Origin of the sequence: Pyramidobacter porci (genome assembly GCF_009695745.1) — a bacterium.
In the GTDB taxonomy this organism is placed as follows: Bacteria; Synergistota; Synergistia; order Synergistales; family Dethiosulfovibrionaceae; genus Pyramidobacter; species Pyramidobacter porci.
In genome coordinates, this window is the sequence record NZ_VUNH01000004.1 from 100,545 (window position 1) to 127,198 (window position 26,654).

20 protein-coding genes are annotated in these 26,654 nt (G+C 60.0%); 10 read left to right on the forward strand and 10 right to left on the reverse strand.

Annotated features, from left to right (window positions below):
* Positions 1-55 precede the first annotated feature (55 nt).
* Positions 56-810 (forward strand): IS5 family transposase gene (locus tag FYJ74_RS05090; RefSeq protein WP_154528576.1). Its coding sequence is split into 2 segments (ribosomal slippage): positions 56-386 and positions 386-810, totalling 756 coding nucleotides; the frame shifts between segments, so codons are not numbered across the junction.
* 249 nt (positions 811-1,059) lie between these two features.
* Here FYJ74_RS05090 and FYJ74_RS05095 read toward each other — a convergent pair.
* Entirely contained in the window at positions 1,060-5,514 is a 4,455-nt protein-coding gene (locus tag FYJ74_RS05095) for a YadA-like family protein (RefSeq protein WP_195838807.1), read from the reverse strand.
* Between the two features lie 254 nt (positions 5,515-5,768).
* Positions 5,769-6,680, reverse strand: coding sequence for a DMT family transporter (locus FYJ74_RS05100; RefSeq protein ID WP_195838808.1), 912 nt, complete (start codon positions 6,678-6,680; stop codon positions 5,769-5,771).
* Positions 6,681-7,356: 676 nt separating this feature from the next.
* Between FYJ74_RS05100 and FYJ74_RS05105 the strand changes: the two genes are divergently transcribed.
* The 3 genes from FYJ74_RS05105 to FYJ74_RS05115 are packed head-to-tail and all read left to right on the forward strand — an operon-like array spanning position 7,357 to position 9,537.
* A complete protein-coding gene (locus tag FYJ74_RS05105) occupies positions 7,357-7,917 on the forward strand; it encodes a class I SAM-dependent methyltransferase (protein ID WP_326830876.1) in 561 nt (186 codons plus the stop codon).
* Positions 7,918-7,940: 23 nt separating this feature from the next.
* A complete protein-coding gene (locus tag FYJ74_RS05110; protein WP_154528507.1) occupies positions 7,941-8,732 on the forward strand; it encodes a class I SAM-dependent methyltransferase in 792 nt (263 codons plus the stop codon).
* A 16-nt stretch (positions 8,733-8,748) separates the two neighbouring features.
* Positions 8,749-9,537, forward strand: a complete 789-nt coding sequence (locus FYJ74_RS05115; protein ID WP_326830877.1) for a ZIP family metal transporter — start codon at positions 8,749-8,751, stop codon at positions 9,535-9,537.
* Between the two features lie 125 nt (positions 9,538-9,662).
* Here FYJ74_RS05115 and FYJ74_RS05120 read toward each other — a convergent pair whose 3' ends face one another.
* Entirely contained in the window at positions 9,663-10,940 is a 1,278-nt protein-coding gene (locus tag FYJ74_RS05120; RefSeq protein WP_154528508.1) for a hemoblobin-interacting domain-containing protein, read from the reverse strand.
* Positions 10,941-11,179: 239 nt separating this feature from the next.
* Between FYJ74_RS05120 and FYJ74_RS05125 the strand changes: the two genes are divergently transcribed.
* Positions 11,180-11,713: a methylated-DNA--[protein]-cysteine S-methyltransferase gene (locus FYJ74_RS05125; RefSeq protein WP_154528509.1), complete on the forward strand. Its 534-nt coding sequence runs from the start codon at positions 11,180-11,182 to the stop codon at positions 11,711-11,713.
* 436 nt (positions 11,714-12,149) lie between these two features.
* On the opposite strand, the gene FYJ74_RS05130 is transcribed toward FYJ74_RS05125, so the two are convergent.
* From FYJ74_RS05130 to FYJ74_RS05160, 7 genes are all read right to left on the reverse strand, one after another.
* Positions 12,150-13,466 (reverse strand): M14 family metallopeptidase, encoded by a 1,317-nt coding sequence (locus FYJ74_RS05130; RefSeq protein ID WP_154528510.1) that lies wholly within the window; start codon positions 13,464-13,466, stop codon positions 12,150-12,152.
* Between the two features lie 24 nt (positions 13,467-13,490).
* Complete coding sequence (locus tag FYJ74_RS05135; RefSeq protein WP_154528511.1) at positions 13,491-13,655, reverse strand: hypothetical protein; 165 nt, start codon at positions 13,653-13,655, stop codon at positions 13,491-13,493.
* Between the two features lie 18 nt (positions 13,656-13,673).
* The gene (locus FYJ74_RS05140) at positions 13,674-15,038 is read right to left on the reverse strand and encodes a TRAP transporter large permease subunit (protein WP_154528512.1); all 1,365 of its coding nucleotides are present in this window, start codon (positions 15,036-15,038) and stop codon (positions 13,674-13,676) included.
* Positions 15,039-15,174: 136 nt separating this feature from the next.
* The gene (gene mdcA / locus FYJ74_RS05145) at positions 15,175-16,905 is read right to left on the reverse strand and encodes a malonate decarboxylase subunit alpha (RefSeq protein ID WP_229769353.1); all 1,731 of its coding nucleotides are present in this window, start codon (positions 16,903-16,905) and stop codon (positions 15,175-15,177) included.
* A gap of 268 nt (positions 16,906-17,173) precedes the next feature.
* Entirely contained in the window at positions 17,174-17,731 is a 558-nt protein-coding gene (locus tag FYJ74_RS05150) for a DUF6305 family protein (RefSeq protein ID WP_078015595.1), read from the reverse strand.
* A 52-nt stretch (positions 17,732-17,783) separates the two neighbouring features.
* Complete coding sequence (locus FYJ74_RS05155; protein WP_154528513.1) at positions 17,784-19,520, reverse strand: gamma-glutamyltransferase family protein; 1,737 nt, start codon at positions 19,518-19,520, stop codon at positions 17,784-17,786.
* Between the two features lie 617 nt (positions 19,521-20,137).
* Positions 20,138-21,070: a LysR family transcriptional regulator gene (locus FYJ74_RS05160; protein WP_154528514.1), complete on the reverse strand. Its 933-nt coding sequence runs from the start codon at positions 21,068-21,070 to the stop codon at positions 20,138-20,140.
* 250 nt (positions 21,071-21,320) lie between these two features.
* Between FYJ74_RS05160 and FYJ74_RS05165 the strand changes: the two genes are divergently transcribed.
* The 5 genes from FYJ74_RS05165 to FYJ74_RS05185 all read left to right on the forward strand — a co-directional run bounded on the left by FYJ74_RS05165 (position 21,321) and on the right by FYJ74_RS05185 (position 26,603).
* A complete protein-coding gene (locus tag FYJ74_RS05165; RefSeq protein ID WP_195838809.1) occupies positions 21,321-22,295 on the forward strand; it encodes a Bug family tripartite tricarboxylate transporter substrate binding protein in 975 nt (324 codons plus the stop codon).
* Between the two features lie 124 nt (positions 22,296-22,419).
* A complete protein-coding gene (locus FYJ74_RS05170; RefSeq protein ID WP_195838810.1) occupies positions 22,420-22,890 on the forward strand; it encodes a tripartite tricarboxylate transporter TctB family protein in 471 nt (156 codons plus the stop codon).
* A gap of 19 nt (positions 22,891-22,909) precedes the next feature.
* Positions 22,910-24,400, forward strand: coding sequence for a tripartite tricarboxylate transporter permease (locus tag FYJ74_RS05175; protein ID WP_195838811.1), 1,491 nt, complete (start codon positions 22,910-22,912; stop codon positions 24,398-24,400).
* A gap of 16 nt (positions 24,401-24,416) precedes the next feature.
* Entirely contained in the window at positions 24,417-25,583 is a 1,167-nt protein-coding gene (locus tag FYJ74_RS05180; protein WP_154528518.1) for an amidohydrolase family protein, read from the forward strand.
* A 123-nt stretch (positions 25,584-25,706) separates the two neighbouring features.
* Positions 25,707-26,603 (forward strand): isocitrate lyase/PEP mutase family protein, encoded by an 897-nt coding sequence (locus tag FYJ74_RS05185; protein ID WP_154528519.1) that lies wholly within the window; start codon positions 25,707-25,709, stop codon positions 26,601-26,603.
* The last annotated feature ends 51 nt before the right edge of the window (positions 26,604-26,654 follow it).

Below are 26,654 nucleotides of genomic sequence, written 5' to 3' on the forward strand. Positions count from 1 at the left end.
CTAGAGCGTGTTCACACTGATAGCCAATTACCCAACAGTAATCTATAATGTGCATATGAAAATTACGCAAGGACAATATGAGCGAATTGAAAAATACTTGCCCCGTCAGCGCGGGAATGTGAGCATGAGCAATCTCCAACTGATCAATGCGATACTGTATGTCACGGAAAACGGCTGTAAATGGAGGGCATTGCCGAAATCCTATGGAAACTGGCATACGATTTATGTACGCATGAACAGGTGGAGCAAAAACGGCGTTTTACAGCGCCTGTTCGAAGCGTTGCAAATGGAGAACATTATTCGCATAAAAGTCGAGGCGATCTGCCTGGACAGCACATCGGCAAAGGTTCATCCCGACGGGACAGGCGCTTTGAAAAAAGAGGGAAACAGACCATTGGAAGATCGAGAGGCGGGCTCACAACGAAGATTCATATGGTCACCGCAACTGACAGATCGGCTGTCAGCTTCGCGCTCTCCGGAGGAGAAGCCCATGACTCGCCGGAAGGCATCGCACTGCTTGACAAGATCATAAGAGCTCCAGAGCAAAAATACATCCTGATGGACAGAGCTTACGAGGGAGAGAGTATGCGGAAGAAAGCGAAGGAGAAGGGGTATTCTCCGGCTGTTCCTCCCAAATCGAACCGCAAAGATCCATGGGAGTATGATAAGGAGAGATATAAGCAGCGCAATGAGATAGAGCGATATTTCCTGCGTCTTAAGCGATTTCGGAAAATATTTGCCCGTTACGATAAGCTTGACGTGCTGTTCTGTGGATTCATCTACTTTGCTATGATTGGAGATGCAATTTAGTGTGAACACGCTCTAAAAGGCCGAACGCAAAGGGCTGCGGGGGAGATTCACAAAGCGAGCCGCGCAGACCGCGCAGCAGTCGAGATAGTTCTGAGCGACTGAATTCCCCCCGCAGTGCCCGGCAAACTATGTTAATGCTTTTTATCAAAAAATAGTATTACAAAAGAGGCACGGCGACCCGTTTCAACGGTTGCCGTGCCTCTTGCGTTGCCGATTCCGTTTCTTTTCCGCCGTGGCGGCGGATTTCGTTTACTTGAGCTTGCCCGAAGCGCGCAGCAGACGCTCCAGCTTTTCCACCCGGTCTTTCATCTCCGCCTGCTCGCGGGCCTGCGAAGCCTTCAGTTCGGCGATCTCACGGGCCTGAGAGGCCACCTGGGCCTGCAGCTCGGCGTTCTCCTTCTGCATCACGTAGACGCTGCTGATCGGGCCCTTGCGGTAGCGTTCGGGGATCTGATCCTTGTCTTCTTTCCTGCCGATCTTCCAGGTCAGTCCGGCGTTGGCCATCGAGTCGCCGTGGTGGGTGACGGACACTCCGGCGTGGACCATGAAGTCTTCTTTCAGGTAGTGCGCGAAGCCGAGGGCCAGCGCGTACTCGCCTCTGTACGCTCCGAAGCCGGCCATGATCTGGCTGGGTTCGACGGGGTCGTACTGCATGGGTTTCAGGCCGGCGAGGGCGGAGCCGAGCGCTCCGGTGGTCTTGATTTCGCCTCTCAGTTCGCCCATCTGGTTGTAGACGTCGCCGAATCTGTTGTAGATGTTGTTGAACTGTGTGTCTACGGCGCTGAGGGCGTCGCCGACGTTGTGGTAGGTGCCGCCGCGGATGATGTAGGTGGGTGCGGAGACGGAACCGTCGACGTTGACCGTGGAGCCGCCGCCGAAGTGGTTGGATACGCTCGACGACACACCCCACAGCTGGGAGCCGTTGACGGCGTCGGCGCTGGTCTGGCTGACTTCGCCCTTGGCGACGTTGGCGATCTTTTTGTTTCCGGCGTTGATGCCGGCCTTGGTGACCGAGGGGCCGTTTTCAATGACGAGGCCGTTGTCGGTGATCGAGGTGCCGCCGGCCGTAAAGGTGTTCGCCGTGACGCTGTTGAAGTTCACGTCGGCTTTCGTGGCGATCGTGACGTTTTTGTCGGTGCGGGCGATGGTGATGTTGTCGCCGCTGGTGAACGTTACCGTGTCGTTGGGATTGACGGCGACTGCCGGCTGCGTGCCGGGCTTGGTATCGAGATTCCAAGAGCCGCCGCCGGCACCGAGCAGGGCTTTGAGCTGGGCGACGTTGACGGCGTCGGTGTCGTTGACGCCGGCCGCGACGCCGGTGATCTGGCGGGTGACCGGCGTTCCTCCCGTGATTGTCACCGCGCCGACGGAAACGGCCGCGGCGGTGGATTTCCAGACGCCGGTCGTATCGTTGGCGTGGTCTGCCCCAGGGGTGGGATCGTAGCCGACGACGCCTTTGTCGACAGAGGCCTCTGAGCCGCTGCCGAGGGCCACGCCGCCCTCTACGGTCGAATTGGCGTTGTAACCGAGAACCACGACATTCTTCTTGTCCATCACTGATAAACCGGCCGCCCCCGTACCCGGTTTGTCAGCGGAGCCAAGAACGATACTGCCGCTCGCTCCGTTCAGCTGCCGGTAGTCGCCCAGCAGCAGAGCGCCGTCGGTGTCTGTTACCTCATTCCCCGAGCCGATGACGGTGACGTTATTGATATTCTTGCCGGTGTTTCCGAAACCGTCGATCATGTTCAGCTTGCTTTCCTTGCCGTCTTCGCCGGTCAGGGTATTCCCTATGCCGACCAGCTTGGAATGCGTCGCATAATCAGCGACGTTGCCGCCGCCGATGGCAAGGACCGCGCCGCCGCTGGAGGAAACATATTCGCCCAGCTTCTTTGCCAGTGCTTCCGTATTCCCGGTTTGAGCTATTCCGGCGATTTCCATCAGATCGAAAGCGTTTCCATTTTTGTCTTTCAGGTCGCCGTAGGAATTTTTGATGATGTTCCCCGCGCCGAAAATGAGGGACGCATTCGCGCGGTCGGTAACATTGACGGTACCGACGATGCTGTTTGCCACGCCGTCATACTGCTCACCGCTTTTCGCGTTGATCGTGTTCATCGTGCCGAAAATGCTGGCAGTCGCTCCCTGCGGCTCATTGTTCACGTTGATGGAAGACCCCAGTCCGGCAACGATCGATGCGGTTCCCTTCGCTCCATCGTTATTATAATTCGGCGCAAAACTACTCAACTGTCCATTTCGATCATTTACGCTGTAATAATGAGTCTTGGCCGCTTCTACGCTGGCTGCCTGCACCGCCTTCAGCTGCGCCACATTGACCGCATCAGTGTCATTCGTACCGGCTGCGAGATTGGTGATCTGGCGGGTGAACTCCTTCGTCTTGTCGCCGATGGAAAGGGCGCCCAATTTGGATTGCCACGCCTTATCCTCGTTTGTGGATTTCCTCCCGGTAGACGGGTCATACCCGAATTCGCCGCGACTGGTATCCGCCACACTGAAAGCGCCAAGCGCCACGCCGTGGTTGACCCTGGCGTGAGAATCATAGCCCATGGCGATCGACGTCTCTTTTTCCGCACTGCTCTTCGAGCCGATTGCGATAGTCCAATCAGCTGCGGCCTGGCTCTCGTTACCGACGGCCAAAGCTTCTTCGCCCTTGACGGTCAGATCGTTGCCCAAAGCGACGCCTCTCTGTCCGCCGCCATCGTCCATACCGACAATAGTATTTCCATGACCGACAGACGTTCCCAAACTATCGGATACGGAACTGGTGCCTACCACGACGCTCCCGCCGTTCACCGTGTTGGTCAGGCCGACGGCCACGTTCTGGTCGCTGCCGCTGGAGTTCTTGGTGTAGATCCACTTTGTCGGATCGGACGGATCTTTTTCCGCCGTATAGCCGACCAGGTTCCCCACACCGATGACCGTATTCTGTTCACCAAAGACTTTTGTCAGCTTATGGTCGTAATTATTATAATCCGTGCCGAATACGGCATTATGAACGCCCTCCACCTCTACGTTCTGACCGGCGACGATGCTGTTGTTTCTTCCGTTTTTATCCCCTGTCAGTTTGTTGTTATTTCCGAGAACGGTACTGTTTATCCCTTTCGAAGAAGAGGAAATACCGAGCACGATGCTGTCTTCCGCCTCGGCGCCGTCATTGTCATAGTTGCTGCCGGCTCCCGTTTTCGTGGAGTTGGCGCTGTAATAATGCACTTTCGCGGCATCGGCGGCGGATTTCACCGCTTTCAGCTGGCGCAGGTTGACCGCGTCGGTCTCTTCCGTTGCGTCGCCGACGTTGATGATCTGCCGCAGTTTGTCCGCCGTGCCTACGGAAACGGCGCCGGCGGTCTTGCCGTTCAGATCGAAGTCGCTGAATGCGCCCTTTGTGGCGGTGGTAAAAGCGCCCCTGTCCGCCAGTGATCCGCTGCCGAGCGCCACGCCGCCTTCTTTTTGCACGTCGGCGTTATGGCCGATCAGCACGGCGTCGGAGACCGTGATTTCTTTTTCCGCGTCGGCGGAACCGAGGACAATATTGTTCATAATCTTTGCGCCGGATGTTCCGGTTAGCTTGTGATTATCGCCGATAACCACGTTGGACTTGCCGTGAGTCACAGTGTTATTGGAGCCGATCACGGACACGTGCTCGACGTTGGCGGCGGTATTTTTGTAGCCGTCGAGCAGGTTGTACTTGCTGACCGCGCCGCTTGTTCCGGTCAGTTTGTTGCCGACGCCCATCATCTGGGACGACTGGGCATACTCCGCGGCATTGGCGCCGCCGATAGCAAGGACAGCGCCGCCGGCACTTTTTGCCACCCCGTCCATCAATGCCTTTTGCATGGCGGTGACCGAATCAAAATGCTTACTGTAAGCAGATGCGTCGAAGCTCGCACTAGATTCTTTCACGCTGTTCCCCGCGCCGATCACAATGGCCCCATTGCTGTTGGTCACCTTATTGGCAGCGCCGTTGATCACGTTGGCCACGCCGCTGCTGGAGGAACCGTTCATCGATTCATTCGAATTCAGCGTGCCGACAACTGTGGCAAAGGCATTTTTAGCTGTATTGCTGTAATCAGATAGGCCACCTGCTTCATATTGACTGCTTTGTACATTGTAACTGCCAAGGGTCGTGGCGAAACCGCCGCCGGTATAGGAATTCGTGCCCAACGTGGTAGAGGCCACGCCGAACTGGCGCAGCTTATCCGCCGTCGTGTCGCCGATCGCGATATTCTTCGTCTCCAGCGTGTGCGCGCCGATCTGGATGGAGCCGGTGCGGGCATAGGTGTTTGTACCAACGGCAATGCCTTCCGGCAAATTCTTTTTGGCATCATTGTTGGAATGAATATTCATTCGTCCAAAAAAATCAGGACCAGTTACGGTCTCCCCAAAGGAAAGCATGGCTTCCTGCGTGCCACCGCCGATGAAGACTTTGGCGTTTTTGCCCACGGCGATGTTCGTCCCGTCGTTGGCGGGGCTGATGTCGTAAGCAATCGGCTGGGCACCGTTGGAAACGATGTCGTCCGCGTCCTCCGCTTTCGACGGCACGGCCTTCATCAGCATCAATCCCAGCGCCACGGCGGCCAGCGCGCCGCCTTTCAGGACGGGCGACGGGCGTTTTTCGGCGAGGGGCGTCCCTCTCCCCCCGCAAATGTCCGGTACCAGAGCGGAAGCGCAGACCTTGGTACGTTTTTCCATCAACAACATCCTCCTCGAGAGTTTATTTCGAAAACATCACCCGGCGGGCTTGGAAAGCCCGCCGGGAAATTTTTTGTCTCAAAGAATTTCAGACGAATACGGTTGATTTTATCATGGATTTTCCACGAATCAACAGGTTTCCTGACGGTCGCCTCCGTTTTTTTGCTTTCATTCTCCGCCGCGCGGCCGACGCCGGCCGGCGGCAAAAGCCCGGCTCTTTTCGTTTCCGCGCCAAAGGCGGCGCGGAAGACCTTTCAGGACAAGCTCTTTTTCACTCCGTCTCCGGCGCTTCGCGCCCGGCGCCTGCCCAGCACGAGGAGCGCGGACGACAGCAGGATCAGCGCCATGCCGGCGGCGAGGCGCGGCGTCATCGGCTCGCCGTAGACGGCCAGGCCGACGGCGATGCTGGTCAGCGGCTCGAAGGTGCTGAGCAGCGACGCTTTCACCTCGCCGCAGAGAAACAGCCCCTTCTGGAAAAAGGCCAGCGCCAGCACGGTCGCCAGCAGTCCCAGCCCGGCCTCGGCCGCCCAGGCGGCCGCGCCCTGGCTCCAGGCCAGGCCGCCCGTCAGGGCCGCGAACGCGCCGATCATGAGCGCCGAGAACAGGGAGATCCAGAACGTGATCACGAATATCTCGACCTCACGCAGATGGCTGCGTCCCAGCGCGATGATGTAGCCCGCGTAGAGCAGGCCGGACGCGGCGGCGAGCGCCATGCCGAAGCCGTCGGCGTTCCGCCCGGGGCGGTAGAGCAGAAAAATTCCCGCCGCGCACAGCGCCGCGCAGAGCACCTGGCGGGGCGTGAAGCTGGCGCGGAAGAACAGGCCCATCAGGCACATCACCGCGACGGGATAGGTGAAGTGCAGCGTCGTCGCCAGCCCGGAGCCGATGAAGCCGTAAGACAGGTAAAGCAGCACCGGCGTGAGGGCGTAAAAGACCGACAGAAAGGCGAGTTCGCCCATTTGCCGGCGGCCGACGCGCAGCGACACGTCTTTGTATTCGAGGTACGCGAAAGCCATGACGCTGCCCGTGAGAAAACGGCCGAACGCCGCCGTAAAGGCGTTGGCGCCGCTTGCGTAGGCGATCTTGGCAAGCAGCGGCATCAGGCCGAAGAGCACGGCCGAGGCGATCACGTACAGCGCTCCGGCGCGTTCGCTGTTTTCTTTCACTGGACTGTCACTCCCTCGCATCTTTTCGGCAGATCTCTGCCGGCGCGGCGATCCCGCCCGCGATTCGCCTACTGTAACGCAGAGCGGAGGCAAAATCAACCTTTTTCAAGTTTGCCGACGCCGCGGGGCCTCGCCGTTTTCCGCCAAGGAATGTTCCACGTGGAACATTCCCTCCGTCGATCCGCGCCGAGCGTTCCGCCGGAGTTTTTTGAGGGGCACGCAAAAAACGGATGGGATCCGGCCGTAACGATCGGATCCCATCCGTCGGCGAAGCGAAAAGAAAAAGTTTACCGCCCGATCAGGGCGCGCAGGCGTTCCGTGCACGCCGGCGCGGGGGCCCGGCGTCCGTACAAAGAGGAATGGATGCCGTGCGCGACCACGTATTGGAGCTCGTCGTGCTCCTCTTCGTGTTTGAGCCCTTCGCCTGGAACCGGCGCACGACGATGCAGTCGCCTTTTTTCAGGAGCCGGGCCGGCATAAAACGGTTTCGCGCTTCGCGCCTCCTCCAGGCGGCCTCGGGTCTTGATTTTCGACCGGCGCGTGATATATTTATGGTTAGTTAAAACTAATTAACGCACGAAAAAACGAAACGGAGGCGATCGGCACGAAAAACTACGAAGAACTTTCCCGCCGTCATTTCAACAGACAAGCCGCCGTCTACGACGAAAACACCGGCGTGTACTATTCCGGCCCGGCCAGGGTCAGCGGCGCCGACGCGCTGGCGTATCTTCGGGACGTGCGGTACAAGTCGCTGCTCGACGTCGGCTGCGGCACGGGATTTCTTCTCGACGGGCTGGCCCGGCGGCGGCACGCCGTTTACAAGGGGCTTGACATCTCGGAAGGGATGATCGAAATCGCGCGCGGAAAAAAAATCCCCGGCGCGGAATTCGTTCTGGGAAGCGCCGACAAACTGCCCTGGGCGGACGGCGCTTTCGACGTCGTCACGTGCATCCAGAGCTTTCACCATTATCCCTACGCCGACGAAGCCGTGCGGGAGGTTTATCGCGTTTTGAGGCCGGGAGGGCTGTATCTGCTCTCCGACACGGGCGTCGGCGGTCTGGGGGCGTGGCTCGACAACCACATCGTTTTCCCGCTGCTGCGAAGCGGCGACTGCCGCACCGAAAACCGGCACGCCATCGCGGCGCGCATGGAGCGTCACGGCTTCGCGGTAATCAGAAACGAACGGCTGCGCGGGCTGATCTACACCGTCGTCGGCCGCAAGCCGAAAGCGGATTGACAGGAAGGGGGCGTGTTTGTATCATGAAAGCCGATTATAAAAACTGGATGCCGAAAGGGCTGATCGCGGCGCTGCTGGCCGCGTCGGCGACGGGCGGCCTGTGCTTCGCCGTCTTCGGCGCCGCCGGCTGGGGCGTGGGACGGACGGCGCGGATCGTTTGGGCCGTCGCCGCCGGGGCGGTCTGCGCGCTCTGCGGGCTTCTCGCGGCGCAGTTCATCGGCATGTACCGCGCCTTTTCCTACGACGGCAAACGGCAGCTGGCGCGCCAGATCGTGGAGGGAACGGCGCGGTACGTCGAACTGCCGCCGGGAGGGCGCGGCTTGGACGTGGGCTGCGGCAGCGGCGCGCTGACGATCGCCTGCGCCAGGCGCAATCCGCAGGGTTCCATGCTGGGGATCGACCGCTGGGGAGGGGAATACGCCTCGTACAACAAGCCGCTTTGCGAGCGCAACGCGGCGGCCGAGGGCGCGAGCAACGTCAGCTTCGCCCGCGGCGACGCGCTGAAGCTGGACTTCCCCGACGAGAGCTTCGACGCCGTGACCAGCAACTACGTGTATCACAACGTGCGCGGCGCCGACAAACAAAAACTGCTTTTGGAAACGCTGCGCGTGCTGAAAAAAGGAGGCGTCTTCGCCATCCACGACCTGATGACGCCGGCACGCTACGGCGACATGCGGGAGTTCGTCCGCGAACTGAAGCGGCGGGGCTATGAAGAAGTTCAGCTGCTCGACACGACCACGGACATGTTCATGAGTCCGGCGGAGGCCCATCGTCTGATGCTCAAGGGCTCGGCGCTGCTGACGGGGAGAAAATGACGGGAGTGAAATCATCGTGACAAACGCCGTTCACGTGACCGCGGGGATCCTGATCCCGTTTCTGGGCACGAGCCTGGGCGCGGCCTGCGTTTTTTTCATGAAGGGCAGCATGAGGGAAAACGTGCAGAAAGGCCTCACCGGTTTCGCCGCCGGCGTGATGGTGGCCGCTTCCGTGTGGAGCCTGCTGATCCCGGCCATCGATCTGGCGGCGGAGTACGGCCGGGGCGCCGTCGTGCCGTCGGTCGTCGGCTTCTGGCTGGGGATCCTGTTCCTGCTGCTGCTCGACCACGCCATTCCGCACCTGCACCAGTTCAGCGAGGAGGCGGAAGGGCCGCGCAGCCGCCTGGCGCGCACGACGATGATGGTCCTGGCGGTGACGATCCACAACGTGCCCGAGGGCATGGCCGTCGGCGTCGTTTACGCCGGGCTGCTGGCGGGTACGGCGAACATCACGCCGATGAGCGCGCTGGCGCTGGCCGTCGGCATCGCCATCCAAAACTTTCCGGAAGGGGCGATCATCTCCATGCCGCTCCACGCCGAGGGGCAGAGCAAATGGAAAGCGTTCGCGGGCGGCGTGCTCTCCGGCGCCGTCGAGCCGCTGGGCGCGGCCGGCACGCTGCTGGCCATCGGCCTGGTCGTTCCGGCCATGCCCTATCTGCTCAGCTTCGCCGCCGGCGCCATGCTCTACGTCGTCGTCGAGGAACTGATCCCGGAGATGTCGCAGCCTCCCCACTCCGATTGCGGCACGCTCTCGTTCGCTCTGGGGTTCAGCGTCATGATGGCGCTGGACGTGGTGTTGGGGTAAGAACGACGGTTGAAGAACAACTTATGATTATAAAAGAGGCCTCCGGAAGTTCCCGCAGAGCGCGGGATTTTCCGGAGGTTTCTTTCGTGCCGCGCCGGGGCGCGGACAAAACAGGTCGATTTGCGTCAGCGGCGCGCGGCTTCGAAGCTCAGGTCGGGATAACCGGCGGCGCGGACAGTCACCGCGCCGCGCTCCTTGAAAAGCGGCGCGGAAAGATCGAGGCGGCCTTCACCGTCGATGATCTTCGCTCTCTTCGGGTTGACCGCCGTGCCGTCGATCGTCAGCTCGCGGACGCAGCGCAGATAGTTTTTGAAATCCTCTTCGCCGCCGGCGGGGACGAGGCGTCCGCCCTCCGCGTCCCATGCGGCGGGAAGGACGTCGGTCGAGAGCACGAATGCGGCCGTCAGCGTCTCGTACACGCCCTTTTCGTCCGTGATTTTCATCTCGTACTCGCCGGGCTTGTTCCGCGCGGACCAAACGATGCGGCCGTCTGCGGCCGTGCCGCCGTCAAGCGCTCCGGCGTCGTACACGGGAACGTAGTTCCCGGGGAGCTCGCCCTCTACCGCAAACGCCGTGTGGCCGGCCGCGAGCGCGGCGTTTTCCGCCTTCAGACGGCAGCCGGTGAGGACGGGCAGATAAACTTGCGCGTCCACGTTGTAGACGGCCTTGTCGGTGATGTAGGTCAGACCGGTGATCGTCGTGCCGGTCAGAGTCTTGTAGTGCGCGGGGAAGGTGGGGTTGACGTCCTTGATGAACTTGGTGTAGCCCACGTTCCAGCCCAGCTCGCGCCCGCCGCGCCAGATGTTCTCCAGGCGGCGCATGCCGTAGTCGTTCTGCGCCGTGCGGACGATCACGCCGTACAGCGTTTCTTTCTCGGGATCGGTGTCGAAGCCGTCCAGCTTCAGCTGGTAGTCGCCGCGCCGGGTCCTGGTCCTGACGCTGCCCTTCACGTTCGCGACGGCCACTTCCGGCAGCCCCTGCACCTTGCCGAACGCGGGCGCGCCGCCGGCAACGCTCATTTCCTTGAAGAACGCGGGGGCCTGCGTCAGTTCCGTCCAGGCGTAGCTGCCACGCGAGAAAAGTTCGTCGGCCGACGCGGCGTGAACGAATCCCTTCAGCGCCGCCTCGTCAACCTTGACGGGGAACGTCACGCCTTCGATGATCAGCGTCGTGTCGTCGCCGGTGTGGTAGGTGCCGCCGACCAGATGCGCGTTTTTCGCCTTGGCGACGGTCGCCGAGGTGACCGCGTCCACAGGTACGGCGTTCTTCGCCAGTTCCGCCTTGTAAAAATCGTTGTAGGGAACGTTCATCAGCACGTAAACCGGCGCGCTTTCGGCGCTCCCCGCCCCGCACGCCGCCAGCGCCAGCGCGGCGATTGCCGCTGTCAATCCTTTGTTCATCATCGTTCAGCCTCCTTGAATATTTTTAGTTAGATTTGTCTAACATCGCTGTCATCATAGCATTTTGCGCCGCCGCGTGTCAACGAAAATCCTCTGCCCAAACCGCCGGCAAATTTTTCTGCGGGAAACGGGCGATATTTCCCGTTCCGCCGCAGGAGACGATGTTTTTCGCACGCTTTCAGCGGTATAATAATCGCAAAAAGATTCGCGCGCTGCGCTTCAAACGACAGGAGGCTCAGACAATGACGCACACGCAGTATTACGATTCGCCGCTCGGCAGAATGCTCATGGCCGCCGACGGCGCGGCGCTGACGGGGCTGTGGTTCGAGGGGCAGAAACATTTCGCCCGAACGCTGGCGGAACAGCACGCCGAGGGCGATCTGCCCGTGTTCGCCGAAACGGCGGCGTGGCTGGACATGTATTTCGCGGGACAAAACCCCGGTCCCGTTCCGCCGCTGAGCCTGCACGGCAGCGATTTCCGACTGGCCGTGTGGGACGCGCTGCTGGCTATTCCCCGCGGATCCGTGACGACTTACGGCGACATCTCCCGCCGGATCGCCGCGGAGCGCGGACTCAGCCGCATGTCGGCGCAGGCCGTCGGCGGCGCGGTCGCTCGCAATCCGATCTCCATCATCGTGCCCTGCCACCGCGTCGTCGGCACTGGCGGCAGCCTGACCGGCTACGCCGGAGGCATCGCCAGAAAGCAGGCCCTGCTGCGCCTCGAAGGCGTTGACCTGAGCCGCTTCTTCGTCCCCAAAACGGGAACGGCGCTGTAAAGAACGGTTCGTCAAAGTTTGAGAAATGCCGCCAACGGCTGATCTTGCCGCAGGCTGTTCCACGTGGAACAGCGAAAATCACAAAAACAAAACACGCCGCGTTCCCCTGGCAAAAGGGGAACGCGGCGCGGCTTTTTGATACTACTTCTCAACAAAAAGGCCGAACACAAGGGCGCTGCGAGGGAGATTCACAAAGCGAGCTGCGCAGACCGCGCAGCGGTCGAGGTAGTCCTGAGCGACTGAACTCCCTCGCGGCGCCTAGCAAACTATGTTAACGCTTTTTATCAGGAAACAGTATGAAAATACACCTTCGGCATGACGGAGTCCCGCCATGTCATTTGGAAGGCATCGCGCCGCCCCATATTCGCGGCCTTGCAAAAAGTCCCGAATCTGACGCAGATTCGGGACTTTTCATTCACATCGTAATGTTCTTTGTTTAGTCGGCAGCCTTCTTGGCGGCTTCGATTTCTTCGGCCGTGGCGTCGGCGTCGCGCAGATAGCGGCCGATACCGTTCTGCATGATATCGTCATAGGAAGGCATGTTGGTGATCACGATCTTGCGCTCGCCTTCGGGGCCTTTCGCCAGCATCCGCTGCGCCTCGGCGTCGTCGATCTTCAGCGCCGCGTCGGGCTTCAGCTCGCCGAGATCCTTGGGATAGCCGCTGTACTCGTTGCGGGCGTCTTCGCCCAGGTCGGAGTAGATCTCCGCCAGAGACAGATCGGTGGCCACATTGCGGCCGGTGCGCTCGTTCAGAGTGACGCCTTCGCTCTTGTAATCGACCTTCAGCAGCTTGTCCTCGAGCAGATGGCGGTACACTTCGTCCTTGCCGTTGATGATCAGTTCTTCATAGGTGACGCCGCGGGCGGAACCCTGGCTGGGGTTGGGCGTTTCGGACAGGAAAGCGATGGCGGGCGTGTAGTCGCCGAGCTCGCGGTGCGAAAATCCGTGCAGCGGGATGGGCGAGATCTCGACGCGCATCCTGATGTTCTGCTCCTCGAGCATCAGCGCCATCTCGGAGGTCAGGTCGATGCCTTTCTGGTGCACGCAGATGGCGTTGACCAGAGGCTTTTCGGGCGGAGCTTCGTGATGGTCGATGATCATGTCGGCGGCCTCGTCCCAGCACATGCGGTTGAAGGCGTAGGCGACCTGCTGGGTCAGCAGGCCGTGAGGATTGCCGGGATGAGCGCGGTCAAGGTTGCGGATCTCGTCGGCGGCCAGATTCTGCCCCGAAGGATAATGCAGGTACATGTCGGGGTCTGGGAACTGGTCGACGGGGTTGGAACCGCGGTTGCCGTAGCGGAAATAGCGGACCTTGCCGCTGGGCGTGGCGATGTGGAAATAGGGCACGTGACCGAGCCCGGGCTCGCAGGTGCTGAAGCCGGAGTTGTTGGAGTGAGGCACCACCATGACCTTGCCTTCGGTGACCACGGCGTTCTCGATGAAGAGAACGGCCGCCAGCAGTCCGCCGGGCTCGGTAGGATGCGTGCCGCCCATGATGATGAAATTTCCGCCGGGCTTGCCGCTGTCAAGGACGTAAACCTTGGAGTCGCCGTTGGTCCCCTTCAGGAAGGGATTGTAATCGCTCAGCATCTTCACGTCGGTGACGCCGGGGCCCTTGTAAATGGGCTCGACGTTGAACTGATAGCGGAATTCCTTGCCGACGGTGAAGATTCCGGCGCCGAGTGCGGCCGCCAGGATCAGTCCGGTGAGGAAATTGCCGCAGCCTTTTTTCGCGGAATTGTTTTCAGACATTTTTCATTCTCCCTCTTGAACCGATCAGTGAAGCAGAAACAGACGCAGAAGGAAAGGAATAAGGAGGATGGCGCAGCCGATCTGTTTGGCAAGGCTCTTCTGGGTGAACAGATTATAGATGAACAGCACCGAGAAGAAAGCGACCATGACCAGATAGGCGTACTTCATGATAATGTACTGGAATGCCATAATGAGAAAACTCCTCTCTTACTTCAGGGGAATGCCCAGACCGCGCAGGAAGACCACGATCTCGTTGGCATAGACCATGACGACAACGCTGAGGATCAACGACAGGACGGCGGGGAGAACGCATTTCTTGAGCATCTTGCCCTGATTCCCAAGCCCTACGGCGCGGGCGGCAAACTGCGCGGAAACGGAGGTCGGCGGCAGCAGCGCGCCCACGCACATGATCAGCGTCAGGGCGGAGGTGACCCAGATCGCGTTCTTGTTCGTGAAGGCCATGATCAGAGGGATGCCGAGCACGCCGGCACAGCCGAAGGGCATCAGCAGACCGCCGACGATGGGCGCGACGACCGCGATGGACAGATAAAGCAGCGGCCCCTTCAATCCAAGGGCGCCGAGCACCGTAGCGCCGCGGGCGCCGGTCAGACCCATGATCTGAATCATCATGCCGACGGCGGCAAAGAGCGCCATGACCTCGACGGACTCGGACATGGACTGGACGGAGACCTTCCAGAAATTGATCTTCTTTTTGCTGCACAGCAGCGCCATGACGATGCCCATGCAGAACACCAGCGGCGTGCCGGGGTCGATCTGCGGATAATAACTCTTGACGATCATGTAACCGATCAGGAACACCAGCGGGAACTGAGGCAGGAATCCCTTCACCGCGGGATCGCCGGGGATCTTGGCGAGAACGGCTTCCTTGTCGACCTTGCTGACCGAGCGGCGGGCGATGTACAGCACCGAGAAGACGGCCAACGGCAGCGTCAAAATCAGCAGCGGGATCGCAAAACCCTCGTACGGCATGTAGACGCCCGTGCCGATCAGCATAGCGGGCACGTTGACGGGCGGCGCCACCATGCCGAACAGCGAGCCGAGAGCGATGATCGCCGCGGCGTCATCGCGCGAGACGCCGATCTCCAAAAGAATGGGCAGCACGAGCACGCCGGTGCTGAGGACCGACGCGGGGGCCGAACCGGTGAGCATGGCCGGCAGCATGATCAGGATCATGATCAGGATCAGCAGAAGCGTGGGCGACTTGTGGAAGCCGCCGACGATCTCGCGGGTCAGCAGATTCAAGGCGCCGTTCTCCTTGAGAATACTCATGAAAAGCATGCCGGCCGCCACCGTCAGCATCAGGTTGAGGAACAGCATGGAACCTTCCATGAAATGCCTCAGCAGCGACGGCACGGTCTCGCTGTTGCCGACGAAGACGCTGGCGATGGACGTGAAGTAGTCGCGTTTCAGAAGGGGATCGGTCATGCCGCCGACAACGGCCCCCGCGATCGACGCGACGACCAGCAGGACGGCGACGGGGATCTTACGCATGAACGAACCTGCCACCAGGATCGCCAGCATGACTCCCAAAACGATTAACGAATTGGTCATTCTCTTTCGTACCTCCAGAAAGGTAAAACTGTGACTTCGGCTTCGCTGCCCCACGGCAGCACTCTCACGCGCGGAACTTCGAATCGATCGCCGCACCCCGCCCGCGACCGCGGACGGAGCGACGGCAGACCGTTATTCACCGACGGGACGAATCCTCTTTCCCGGGCAGGAACTTTGCGGGCGGATCGTAGAGCCCGCCGGACCACTCCACCAGCTCCATGATGTCCTTGGCAGCCAGTCGGTCGCGGGTCGCCGTGGCCACGTCGATGCCAAGATCGGCGGGCGTTTTGACGATGCCGAGCTCGCGCATCCGGCGGCGCTCTTCCTCGCTGCCCTGCAGCCCCACGGGGGTCTTGCCGGCGACGCTGCGGATGGCGGCCCGGCGCTCTTCGATGTCGCGGCAGCGGTGCAGATACGCGATGCCCTGCTCGGTGACGATGTGAGTGAGGTCGTCGCCGTAGATCATGACGGGCTCGATGGGCAGGTTGGCGTTCTTCATCAGTTTCTCGGCGTCAAGATGCTCCACGAACGCGGGGATTTCTTTGAACTGGCCGGGATTCTTCTTGTCCCTGATCCTGGCGACCGTGTTCAGAATCTGCACGACCAGGCGGCGGCCGCGGTGCAGATCGGGGCCGATGGCAGCGGCCTGGGAGCCGACTTCGGCGCCCGCCTTGAGCCATGCCGCCGTCGAGTGACGACGGCCGCGGGAATCGCAGCCCATATTGGGAGCGCCGCCGAAACCGGCGACCTTCGTCGCCGTGGCCGTGCTGCTGTTGCCGTAAGGATCGATCTGCAGCGTCGCGCCGACGAACGCATCGATGGCGTAATGCCCGGCGACCTGCGACATGCAGCGGTTCGACCGCATCGAGCCGTCGGGGCCGATGAAGAACACGTCGGGACGGGCCGCCACGTAGCGTTCCATGCCCAGTTCGCCGCCGAAACTGTGAACCGACTTGACCCAGCCCGACTCAATGGCGGGAATCAGCGTCGGATGAGGATTGAGGATCCAGTTGGAACAGATCTTGCCCTTCAGTCCCAGCTCCTCGCCGTACGTGGGCAGCAGCAGCTCGATGGCCGCGGTGTCGTAGCCGACGCCGTGGTTCAGGTTCTGGATGCCGTATTCGGCGTAAATGCCTTTGATGGTCATCATCGCCGTCAGCACGCGGGCGTCGGTGATCTTGGCGGGATCGCGCGTGAACAGCGGCTCGATGTAGAACGGCCGGGGCGACGTGACGATGAAATCGACGAAATCGGCGGGGATGTCCACGCGCGGCAGCCGGTCCACGATTTCGTTGACCTGGACGATGACGATCCCCTGGCGGAACTTGGTGGCCTCGACGATCGTCGGCGTGTCTTCGGTGCTGAAACCGGTGTAGAGGTTGCCCTCCCGATCGGCGGCATCCGCCACGACCAGTGCCACGCGGGGCGTCAGATCGAGGAAATAGCGGCCGTAAAGTTCAAGATAGGTGTGAATGGCCCCGAGATCCAGCTTGCCGGCGCCGAGCAGCTCGGCGATGCGGCCGGACTGAGGCCCGGAGAACGAGAAATCAAGTTTTTTGGCGATGCCCTTTTCGAACACGTCGAGGTGCTCGGGCAGCGTCAGGACCGACTGCACCATGTGCAGATCGTGCACTTTGGCAGGATCGACGGCACACAGGCACTGGGCCAGAAAATCAGCCTGCTTCTGATTGTCGCCTTCGATGTTGACGCGGTCGAAAGGACGGATAACCGCTTCGAGCAGAGCGACGGCATCCTCCGCCGTGACGACCTTGCCGCTGCCGACGATCTTCGCCGCCGCGGCAAGACGTTCGTCGGTATCGCGCTTGATCGTATCCCAGGTGCGGGAAGTATCGTGATTGATCATCATCTGAAGTCTCCTTGAAATTTTTTGCAGTCCTCCGCTTCCCTTGCGTATTTCCTACACAAGAGAGAAGAATCCGCACAGTGCCGCATTCAGACAGGATGACGGGCTGCGGAATGCGCAATTTTCGGCGTCATGTCGGCAAAAAAGCCGAAAGAGGGCGGAACAGCTTTCCAACAACGCGAGTGAAATCCGCTCCCGCCCCGTTAAAACATCATGACTCACTCCCGCGAAAGAAGAATGAGTCATGACGTTCAGATCTATGCTTCTGAAATTACTTGAGCATCTCCGGCATGATCTTGCGAAGATCGCCGGTCTTCTGAATCGTGTACATGGGAACGTTCTTCTCAGTGCTGAGGTTGGTAAAGTAACCGTCAGCATTGCCGTCCTCACGAACGATCATGAAGTTGGCGTCGCCGGCAAAAGTCAGGAAAGGGGCCGAATTCGGACCGCGGCGGTCGGGGCCGCCGATGTGGAGCGCCACGACATACGCGTTGTTCTTCTTGGCTTCGGCGATGAGCTCGGTGCAGCGGGCCAGTTCGGAAGGGATGTCCAGACCGGCGGCGCCGAGCCCCTTGCCGCTGCCGCCGAGAACCACGAACAGCGTCTTGTACTTTGTCCAGTCAACGTCTTTGGCAAAAACCGCCATTTCGTAGTCGACCTGATACTTTTTCGTCATCAGCTTCACGGCGTTGGCGTCCTGGCTCTGACCAAAGGGGGTCAAAAGGACGGGCTGCTGAACCGTGGGAAGCGCCGGCTGATCGGCGAAAGCCGCCGCGCCGAAAGCGAGAAAGCTGGCGCAGAGAAGCGCCGCAAGCGTAAATTTCTTCATCGTTGCGAAAATCTCCTTTGAAGGATAGATTTGAGCGCCAGGCAAGAAAAACTTACCAGGCAAAGGTGTAGGCGTTTCTGGTGGGATCGGCGCCGACGCTCCAGAAGCCGTTCTCGCGCACGCCAAGGCCGAGAGAACCGGTATTGGTCACGGGAACCATCTTGTAGCCCATGGCCTGCAGCTCGTCGAGCACCTTGGGATCGACCTGGGTCGGGTAGTTGACCATGTAGGAGATCTGCTTGGGATACTTGTTCAGGCTGGCCGTGTCGCCGGCGGCGTCCGTAGCGATGCGGGGAGTTTCGACGGCGGCCTGGGGACGCATGCCGAACTCGACGACGTTCAGGAAACCCTGGACCTTGGTTTGTTCCTGACGGTCGGCGTTGGGCGTGCCGAAAGCCATGTAGGGTTCGCCGTCCTTCAGAGCGATCGAAGGCGTGATCGTCTGCACGGTACGCTTATGAGGCGCCAGCGCGTTGGGCAGATCCATGTCGGGCGAGTACTGGATGCGGCGGTCGTTCATCATGATGCCGTGCACCATCATGCTGGAACCGAAGAAATGGTTGATGGAGTGCGTCACGGCCACGATGTTGCCCTCGGCGTCGCAGACGAACATATGCGTCGTGTCGGGGCCCTTCTTCTCGTAGTCGACGAAGTACTTCTGGTCGCCCAGCGGGATCTCGTCGACGGCCTTGTTCATGTCGATCTGCTTGGTCATTTCCTTGGCGAACTCCTTGGTCAGGAGCGCCGCGGGGAACTTGTGGAAGCGCGGATCGGCGCTGAAGCGGTTGCGGTGGTTGATGGCGATCTGCAGAACCTGAGTGAGGACGTTGATGTAATCCTTGCTGTTGTGCCCCATGGCCTTGAGGTCATAGTTCTCGAGCATGTTGAGCGTCTCGATCAGAACGGTGCCCTGGCTGTTGGGAGGCGTGCAGTACACATCGATGCCGCGGTAGTTGGTGGTGATGGGGGTGGTCTCCTCGGCGTGGAACTCGTTGAAATCCTCGATGGAGAAATCGCCGCCGTTTTCGTTGTTCCACTTGACGATCTCTTCGGCGACAGGGCCGCGATAGAAGTAGTCGTCGGCCGCCTTGAAACCGTCGGCAAGCGTCTTGCCTTCGGCCGCCTTGGCCGCCACCTCGCCCATCGTCTTCATCAGATCGGCATAGTCCTTGTTCACGTAGACGTCGCCGGCTTTCAGCGCTTTGCCGTTGGGGAAGAACACCGCCTTGGCCTGATCGTTCATGGGGCCGGCGTTCTTCTCGATCATGTTGGCCAGGAAATCGTCGACGATGATGCCGTTTTCGGCCATGTCAACCACGGGAGCGAGGATGTCCTTCAGGGGCATCGTGCCGTACTTGGCGAGGAACGTCATCCAGCCCGACCACTCGCCGGGGATGTGCATGGAGAAAATGCCCTTGGCGGGAATCTCGGCGTCTCTCTCGAGCTGCTCCTTGGCCTTGTTGGGAGCCCAGCCGGTGCCGTTGAAGCTGAAGACCTTCTTGTCCTTGGCGGAATAACCGATCAGCTGCAGGTCGCCGCCGAAGATATGGCACATCATGACCTCGCTGTAGCTCTGAGCCGCGGCCATGGCCAGCGCCGCGTCGAAAGCGGTGCCGCCGGCCTGCAGGATCTTCATGCCGGCCAGTGCTGCGGCGGGACTGCCCGCATGGGCGACGGCGCGGCCGCTGATCGTGGGACGAGTCTGCTTGTACATCAGATTCGCGCTCGCGCTGCCGGCCCAAACGCCCAAGCCAAGCGCAACTGCTGCCAAAACCTTCTTACTCTTCATCGTACTTCCTCCTCACAAAGATGAAATACTCTCCCCTGCTCCATCCGGAGCGCCCTTGCCTAAAACTCTATATGTCAGCCCAACCAAATCACGGGGGACATCAAAAGGTTATAACAACCTGACGAAATTTTAACACAGGCCATTCAATAAAATTGTCATTGAAGCTAACCGACATGTTGGGAACCTATTTAAAATATAGCGGCGGTTCCTTTAAGAAACGGGTATGGAGCATCTCCCTCTTTCCGAAACGGACCGTTGCGCTTCGTCACGCGCCAGCCACGAAACGGCATGACGCATCTCGCGAAATCGACGGGGCCCTCCTTCAAAAAAACAAGTTCAACCTCGTCCTTTTCTTCACATGGACAGAAACGACTCTCCGAGGAAACGCGTCGACCGCTCCTCCCTTTCATCCCCGACACGCGGTCCATTATAAGCAAACCGCACTCATGCGTCTAATACATCAATTATATATCGCTTATGCTTCAAATTTATGATCGCGGTTTTGTTTTCGCAAGAAAAGGGCCTTCGCGATCTTTGCTTGTCCGTTACAAAATTTTCACCCCGCCCTTTTCATTTGCGGAGCGTCGCCAAACAAACTTCTCGCTTGACGATGCGCATCACAGCATCATCGTGTTGTATGAAAAGACGTGCTCGCGCCATTCCGTGCCCATGGCGTATTCCCAGAAGAGCCTCATGCCGCCGGTGAAGGAACTGCTTTCGCGCCGCAGCATGTAGACGTAACGCGTCACCTGCAGACGGCGCACCGGTACGATCATAATGTCATGGTTTTCGCGGTTGGCCGCCAGCAGCGAGCGCGCCACAAAACCGACGCCGGCGCCGAGCGTCACCGACGACAGCACGTCGTTGTTGCCCGACACCTGCATGACGACGTTCATCCGCTCCAATGACAGGCCGACGCGGTTCAGCGCCTGGATCAGCAGGCGCATCAAATTGCCCGAGGCGTCGCGCACGACCAGCGGCAGGCGCTTCAGTTCGCGCAGCGTAATCGGTCCTGTCAGTCCCATGCGTACCGGAGCGATCAAAACAAGCGGATCGTAAAAGAACCGCTCGAAAACGATGCCGTCGTCCTGCGGACGAGTGCCGGTCACGCCGAGATCGAACTCCCCCTCTTTGAGACGACGCGCCAGTTCGGTGCCGCGAAACGTTTTGACCTGTATCGTAAGCGCCGGGTTCTCCTCGCGGAATTTATTGGTCAGCACAGGCAGAAGCGAGCTGCCCGGCGTCGGCGTGACGCCGATTCTGACGGGCGCTTGCGGCGCATCCGACGACAGCGTGACTGCCGACAGCATGCCCCGATAATCGGTCAGCGCCTTTCGGGCGAACCCGGCGAAGATCTCGCCGGCCGCCGTCGGACGGACGGGGTGCCGCTGCCCGGGCGTGCGTTCCAATAGTCTCTGCCCCACTTCCGCCTCCAGCGCGCTCAGCGAAGTCGTGATGCTCGGCTGGCTCAGGTGCAGCAGACGGGCGGCAGCGGCAAAAGAACCGCAGCTCAAAATCGTCGCAAAAAGGTGAAGCTGTTCGAATCGCATCTGTTGGCCCCTCTTCTCTTGGAAATTTCTTATTGAAAAAACTTATAACTTTTAAAATCGAGTATACACGCATGGGACGATTTTGCCAGCCTTCAGAAAAATCAAATATACAGTTTTTCAATAGGTCATTCGTGAAACGCAAAAAACGGGCGCCTCGCAAGCCTTTGATTTTACTGGACTGGGCTGATATATTGAAACTGTGAACGAAATGACGTTCACACATACGAAATTATTCAACAGGGGGACAATCATGATGAAAAAGAGCGTCTTAGCAAAAGTCGCGTCTGTCGCCGCGCTGTTCATCACATGCGGTGCGGCCTTCGCCGCCGGCAAATACGACAACTGGCCGGAAAAGGATATTCACATCGTCTACTACACCCGCCCCGGTTCGGGCGGCGACACGTTCCTTCGCAACATGGCCGTCGCCGTCAAGGACAAGCTGAACGGCCACAACATCGTGATCGAGAATCTCATCGATCCTTCCGGCGCCGTGCCCTGGGGGCGCGTGCAGCGAGCGCCCAAAGACGGCTACACGCTGGCCTGCCTGAGCACCACGGTGGTCACCGCCGACTTGATCGGTCATTCGCCCGTCAAATATCCCGACTTCGCCTATGTCTGCGCGCTGGGCAACGATCCTCAGTACGTCTTCACGCGTAAGGACATGCCGTTTAACACGCTGCCCGAGCTGATCGAATACGCGAAAAAGAATCCCGGCAAACTCAACTGGGGCACCGCAGCTCCCACCAGCGCCAGCACGATCTGCTCCGCCGAGATCATCCGCACGACGGGGATCGACGTGAACCGGATCGTTTTCGACACCGGCAGCGACACGCTGGTCAACATTCTCGGCGGCTTCTGCGACGTGGGCGTCGGCGAATACGTCGACATGCGTCCGCAGGTCGAAGCCGGCAACCTCAAACTGATCGCGCTGCTTGCCAAGGACCGCAACAGCCTCAACGTGCCTACCACCGTCGAGAACGGTTTCAACATCGTCTTCGAGCGTCTGCGCGGACTCGCCGCTCCCGCCGGCACCGATCCCGAACTGGTGGGGCGCATGGCCGAAGTTTTCAAGGCCGCCCTTGACGACGAGAAGTTCAAAAAGTATCTGGCCGACGAGGCCATCGAGGGCAAGTTCGTCGATGGCGCCGCGTTCCTCGCCTCCTATGACGGCGTGGCCGCAACCATCAAGGACAACGAGGCGGCTCTGCGCGGCAAGAGAAATTAGGCGCGCCAAAACGCCGGCAGATTCGCCGCCACGGCGCGGCGAATCTGCTCTTTCATATCGAAATCGGCGGTTCGCCGCGGTTTCGGGCATTGATTTTTATTTTTTCGTCCAAGGAGGAATCCCTTTGAGCAGTTTTCTCAGCAAGGATCGCCTGATCGGCCTCTTTTGCTTCGCCTTTGCCGGTTACGTCTGGTACGAAGCGGGGACGTTCCCCACATCCGACTTCGACGCGGTCGGTCCCACGCTGTATCCGCGTTTTCTCGCCACGGTCATCGGCCTGGCGGCGCTGATCATCTCCTTGAAGGCAAAGCCCGAAAACGCCGCCGGCGCTTCGCGCCCCAAGTACGGATCGTTCCTGTACGTGATCCTGCTTTCCATCGCCTACGCCGCCCTGCTGAATCCGCTCGGTTTTATCCCCACGACGGTTCTGTTCCTGCTGTGTATGGTGATTTACTTCGACCCCAGCGAGATGAAGGTCCGGCTGCGCAACGCCGCGCTTTATGCGGTGCTGTTCAGCGTTTTCCTGTATCTCTTCTTCGCCAAACTGCTGGGCGTACTTTTGCCCGGCGGCGTGCTTCACGGGCTGCTCGGCTGATTTCAAGGAGGTTTTTCCCATGTTGGCTCTTTTCGGTCAGGGTCTGATGCAGGCCGCGACGCCTCTCAACATCATGTACATCGCTTTCGGCGTCATCTGGGGCATCATCGGCGGCGCCATCCCCGGCATTTCCGCCTCGGTGGCCATGTCGCTGCTGCTGCCGCTTACGTTCGGCATGAATCCCGCGCATTCGCTTCCCATGCTGGCGGCCGTTTACGTGGGGGCGGAGTACGGCGGCTCGATCCCCGCCATTCTGATCAAGACGCCCGGCACGGGCGCCGCGGCAGCCACGGTGCTCGACGGTTACGAGATGCAGCGCAAGGGGCTGGGCGGCAAGGCGCTGTGCATCTCTCTGTATGCCGGCGTGCTTGGCGGCCTGGTTTCCGTCGTCATCCTGGTGTTTTCCACGCTGCCGCTGGCGCGTTTCGCGCTGAAGTTCGGGCCCAGCCAGTACTTTTGGATGGCCATGATGGGGCTTTCCATCGTCGGCGCTGTGTCCGGCAAGGATTCCATGAAGGGCATCATCTCCGCCGCGTTCGGTCTGTTTCTCGCCATCATCGGCATGGACAAGTTCACGTCGACGCAGCGTTTCACGTTCGGCGTGTTCCGGCTTTCCGAGGGGCTTGACCTGATTCCCGTGCTGGTCGGGCTGTTCGCCTTAAGTGAGGTGTTCCGCCAGATTTTCTCCGGCGAGATTTTTGAAGTCATCAGAGATAAGATCAAGATGACCTATCCTACCAAGAAAGAACTTGCCAGCGTTACGCCCATCGTTTTGGCCTGCGGCGCCATGGGGTCCGTGGTCGGGGCCCTGCCCGGCGCTGGAGCCACGATCGCCTCGTGGATCGGGTACTCCGAAACGAAGATGTTCTGCAAGAACAACGAGACGTTCGGCACCGGCGACATCCGCGGCGTCGCCGCTCCCGAGTCGGCCAACAATGGAGTCCCCGCCGGCGGCCTGATTCCGCTGCTGGCGCTCGGCATTCCCGGTTCGAATTCGACGGCCATCCTCATGGTGGGATTCAGCCTGGCGGGCATCTCCTGCGGCCCGATGCTGTTCATCAATCAGCCAGCCGTTCCCTATGGCCTCATGGCCAGCATGTTCGTGGCGCAGATCGTGCTGCTCTTCGTGGGGCTGATGATGCTCCGTCCCTGCGTGTACATCACCTCCATCAAGAAGATTTATCTCACCTCGGCCATCATGCTGTTCGCCTTCATCGGTGCGTTTTCCACAACCAACGACATTTACTCCGTCATTCTCGTGCTGGTCTTTGGCCTGATCGGTTTCGCCATGAAGGAACTGGGGTTCGCGCCGGCGGCCACGGTGCTCGGATTCGTTCTCGGCGAACTGGTGGAGGGCAACCTGCGCCGCACCATGCAGATGTCGCGCGGCTCGATGGACATTTTCTTCGCCGGCGGGCTGAACAAGTTCTTCATCGCCCTGACGGTCCTCGGCGTGCTGTTCCCCTACATCTCCAAGTGGATCAGCTCCCGCCGCAAGGCCGCGGCTTAAAGCGGAGGTTTTCCCGATGGCAGATTTCGATTTCAGTCACGAAGCTTTTTATGACAATCACACGCACCGTCTGTTTACGGACAGGACCTTCGTTACGGCTGAAGAATTTGCGCTCAACTACTATCACGGCGTGCGCGACGTCGAAGACGACGCGGGACGCCCTTGCCCGTCTGCCGCGGCGCTCAGCCATATGCCGTACCAGAGCGTCGTACGGACGCTGGTTCACGCCATGTCGCGCCGTTTCGGCTGCGAGGAGTCGCTGCAAGGCGTCGTGGACTTCCGCAACAGCAACACGAAAACGCCCGAGGGACTGCGCGGCTACACGCGCATGCTCTACGCCGACCAAAAGGTCTGCGGCTGCACGCTCGACTGCGAGCTGCCCATGGGGCACCGCGACACGATGTGCTTCCCCTGCCGCGTAAACCGTCTGTTTCAGTTCGAGAATGTCTTCGCCGAACAGCTTCAAACGGCGGATTCTTACAAAGCGCTGTTGGACCGGGTGCTGCGGAGCATTAACGACGCGATCCGACAGGGTTTTGCCGGACTCAAAGGCCACATCGGCGAAAAGTTCGGCGGCATGGCCGTGCGCGACATAACGGAACAGGAGGCGGAAAAAGCCTTCGCCGTCGCGAAATCCGGCCAAAAAGAAGCCGCAGACACGGTTTATCACGCCATGTTCCCTCATATTCTCACGATCTGTCAGGATTTGAACGTGCCGCTGCACCTTCATTCCGGCAGCACGGGATTCAAAAATCGTACTGCCTTCTATCAGGTCGATCCGATCCTGATGGCGCCGTTCCTCAAGGAAAAACGTTTCTTCCGCGCAAAAATCGTTTTCCTGCACCAGAGTTTTCCCTTCACGCGCAACGCCGCCATCATGGCCTGCAACTTCCCCAACGTGTACCTCGACCTGAGCCAGACGCTGCCCTGGCAACCGCTGCTGTTCGCGCGCTGCCTCGAAGACGCGCTTTCGATCACGCCGCACGACAAGATCATGCTCGGCACGGGGCAACACTGGTACGCCGAAATGGTCTGGATCGCCGCCTTCATTGCCAAAAACGCGCTGGCGCGCGTCATGAGGCAGTTCGCGGAAGACGGCCTGCTCTCCGAACGTCAGGCGAAAGAAAGCGCCCGCATGGTGCTGAGCGAGAACGCGCTGAAACTTTACGGGCAAAGGGATTGATCCGCGCTTTGCCGCACGCGGCGAAAAAAAGAAAAGGCCCTTTCAGATTCGCGACAGAGCCTGAAAGGGCCGATTTTATTTCACATGCATCACATCTGATCCTCCAAGGAGGGATTTCTTTATATGTACAACGGAAAATCACGAGCCGCGGTTTTGCGCGATCTCTTCAGAAACAATCGGGTCGTCGTCGCGCCCGCCGCAGGCGATGCGCTTGGCGCCCGCATGGTGGAGGACGCCGGCTTCGAGGCCGTGGTCGTCAGCGGGTCGTCCATGTCAAATCTCGAGCTGGGCAGCGCCGACGTGGGCATCCTCTCCTACGGCGAACTGCGCAACAACTTTCTCAACATCCTCGGCGCCACGACGATCCCGATGATCGTCGACGCCGATACGGGGTACGGCGGCACGCTGCCCATCTACCGCATGGTGCGCGAGTACGAGGCCATGGACATCGCCGGCATCCAGATCGAGGATCAGGTTTTCCCGAAGATGTGCGCCTATTACAGCAACACGGCCGTGGTCAGCGCCGAGGAAATGGTGGAACGTCTGCGCGCCGTGTTCGCCGCGCGCCTCAATCCCGATTTCTTCGTGATCGCCCGCACCGATGCGGCCAAGTCGCTCGGCTTCGACGAGGCGCTGCGCCGCGCCCAGATCTATCACGGCGCCGGCGCCGACATGATCTTCATCACCGTGCCGCCCAAGGCCGAGGACATGAAGCGCATCGCCGCCCTGCCCTTTCCCGTCTGCACGAGCATCGTCGAAGGCACCGTCAACGAAGACTTCACCGTCGACCAGCTGGCGGACATGGGGTTCAAGCTCGTCAAGTTCCCGCAGACGCTGATCCGCGCTTCCATGAAAGCCATGCACGACGCGCTCGCGAGCCTGCGCGAGACCGGCGGCACCAAAGCCTACCGCGACCGCATCGCCACGCAGAAAGAGCGCGGTCTCTATACCCATATCGGCGACTTCAGCGATTTTCAGGCACGGCTCGAGAGAAACAGTTCTTTCACAGTCGAAGAGTAGCGATCGTGCGGAATGTTCCACGTGGAACATTCCGCATGAAAAACGCCCGAC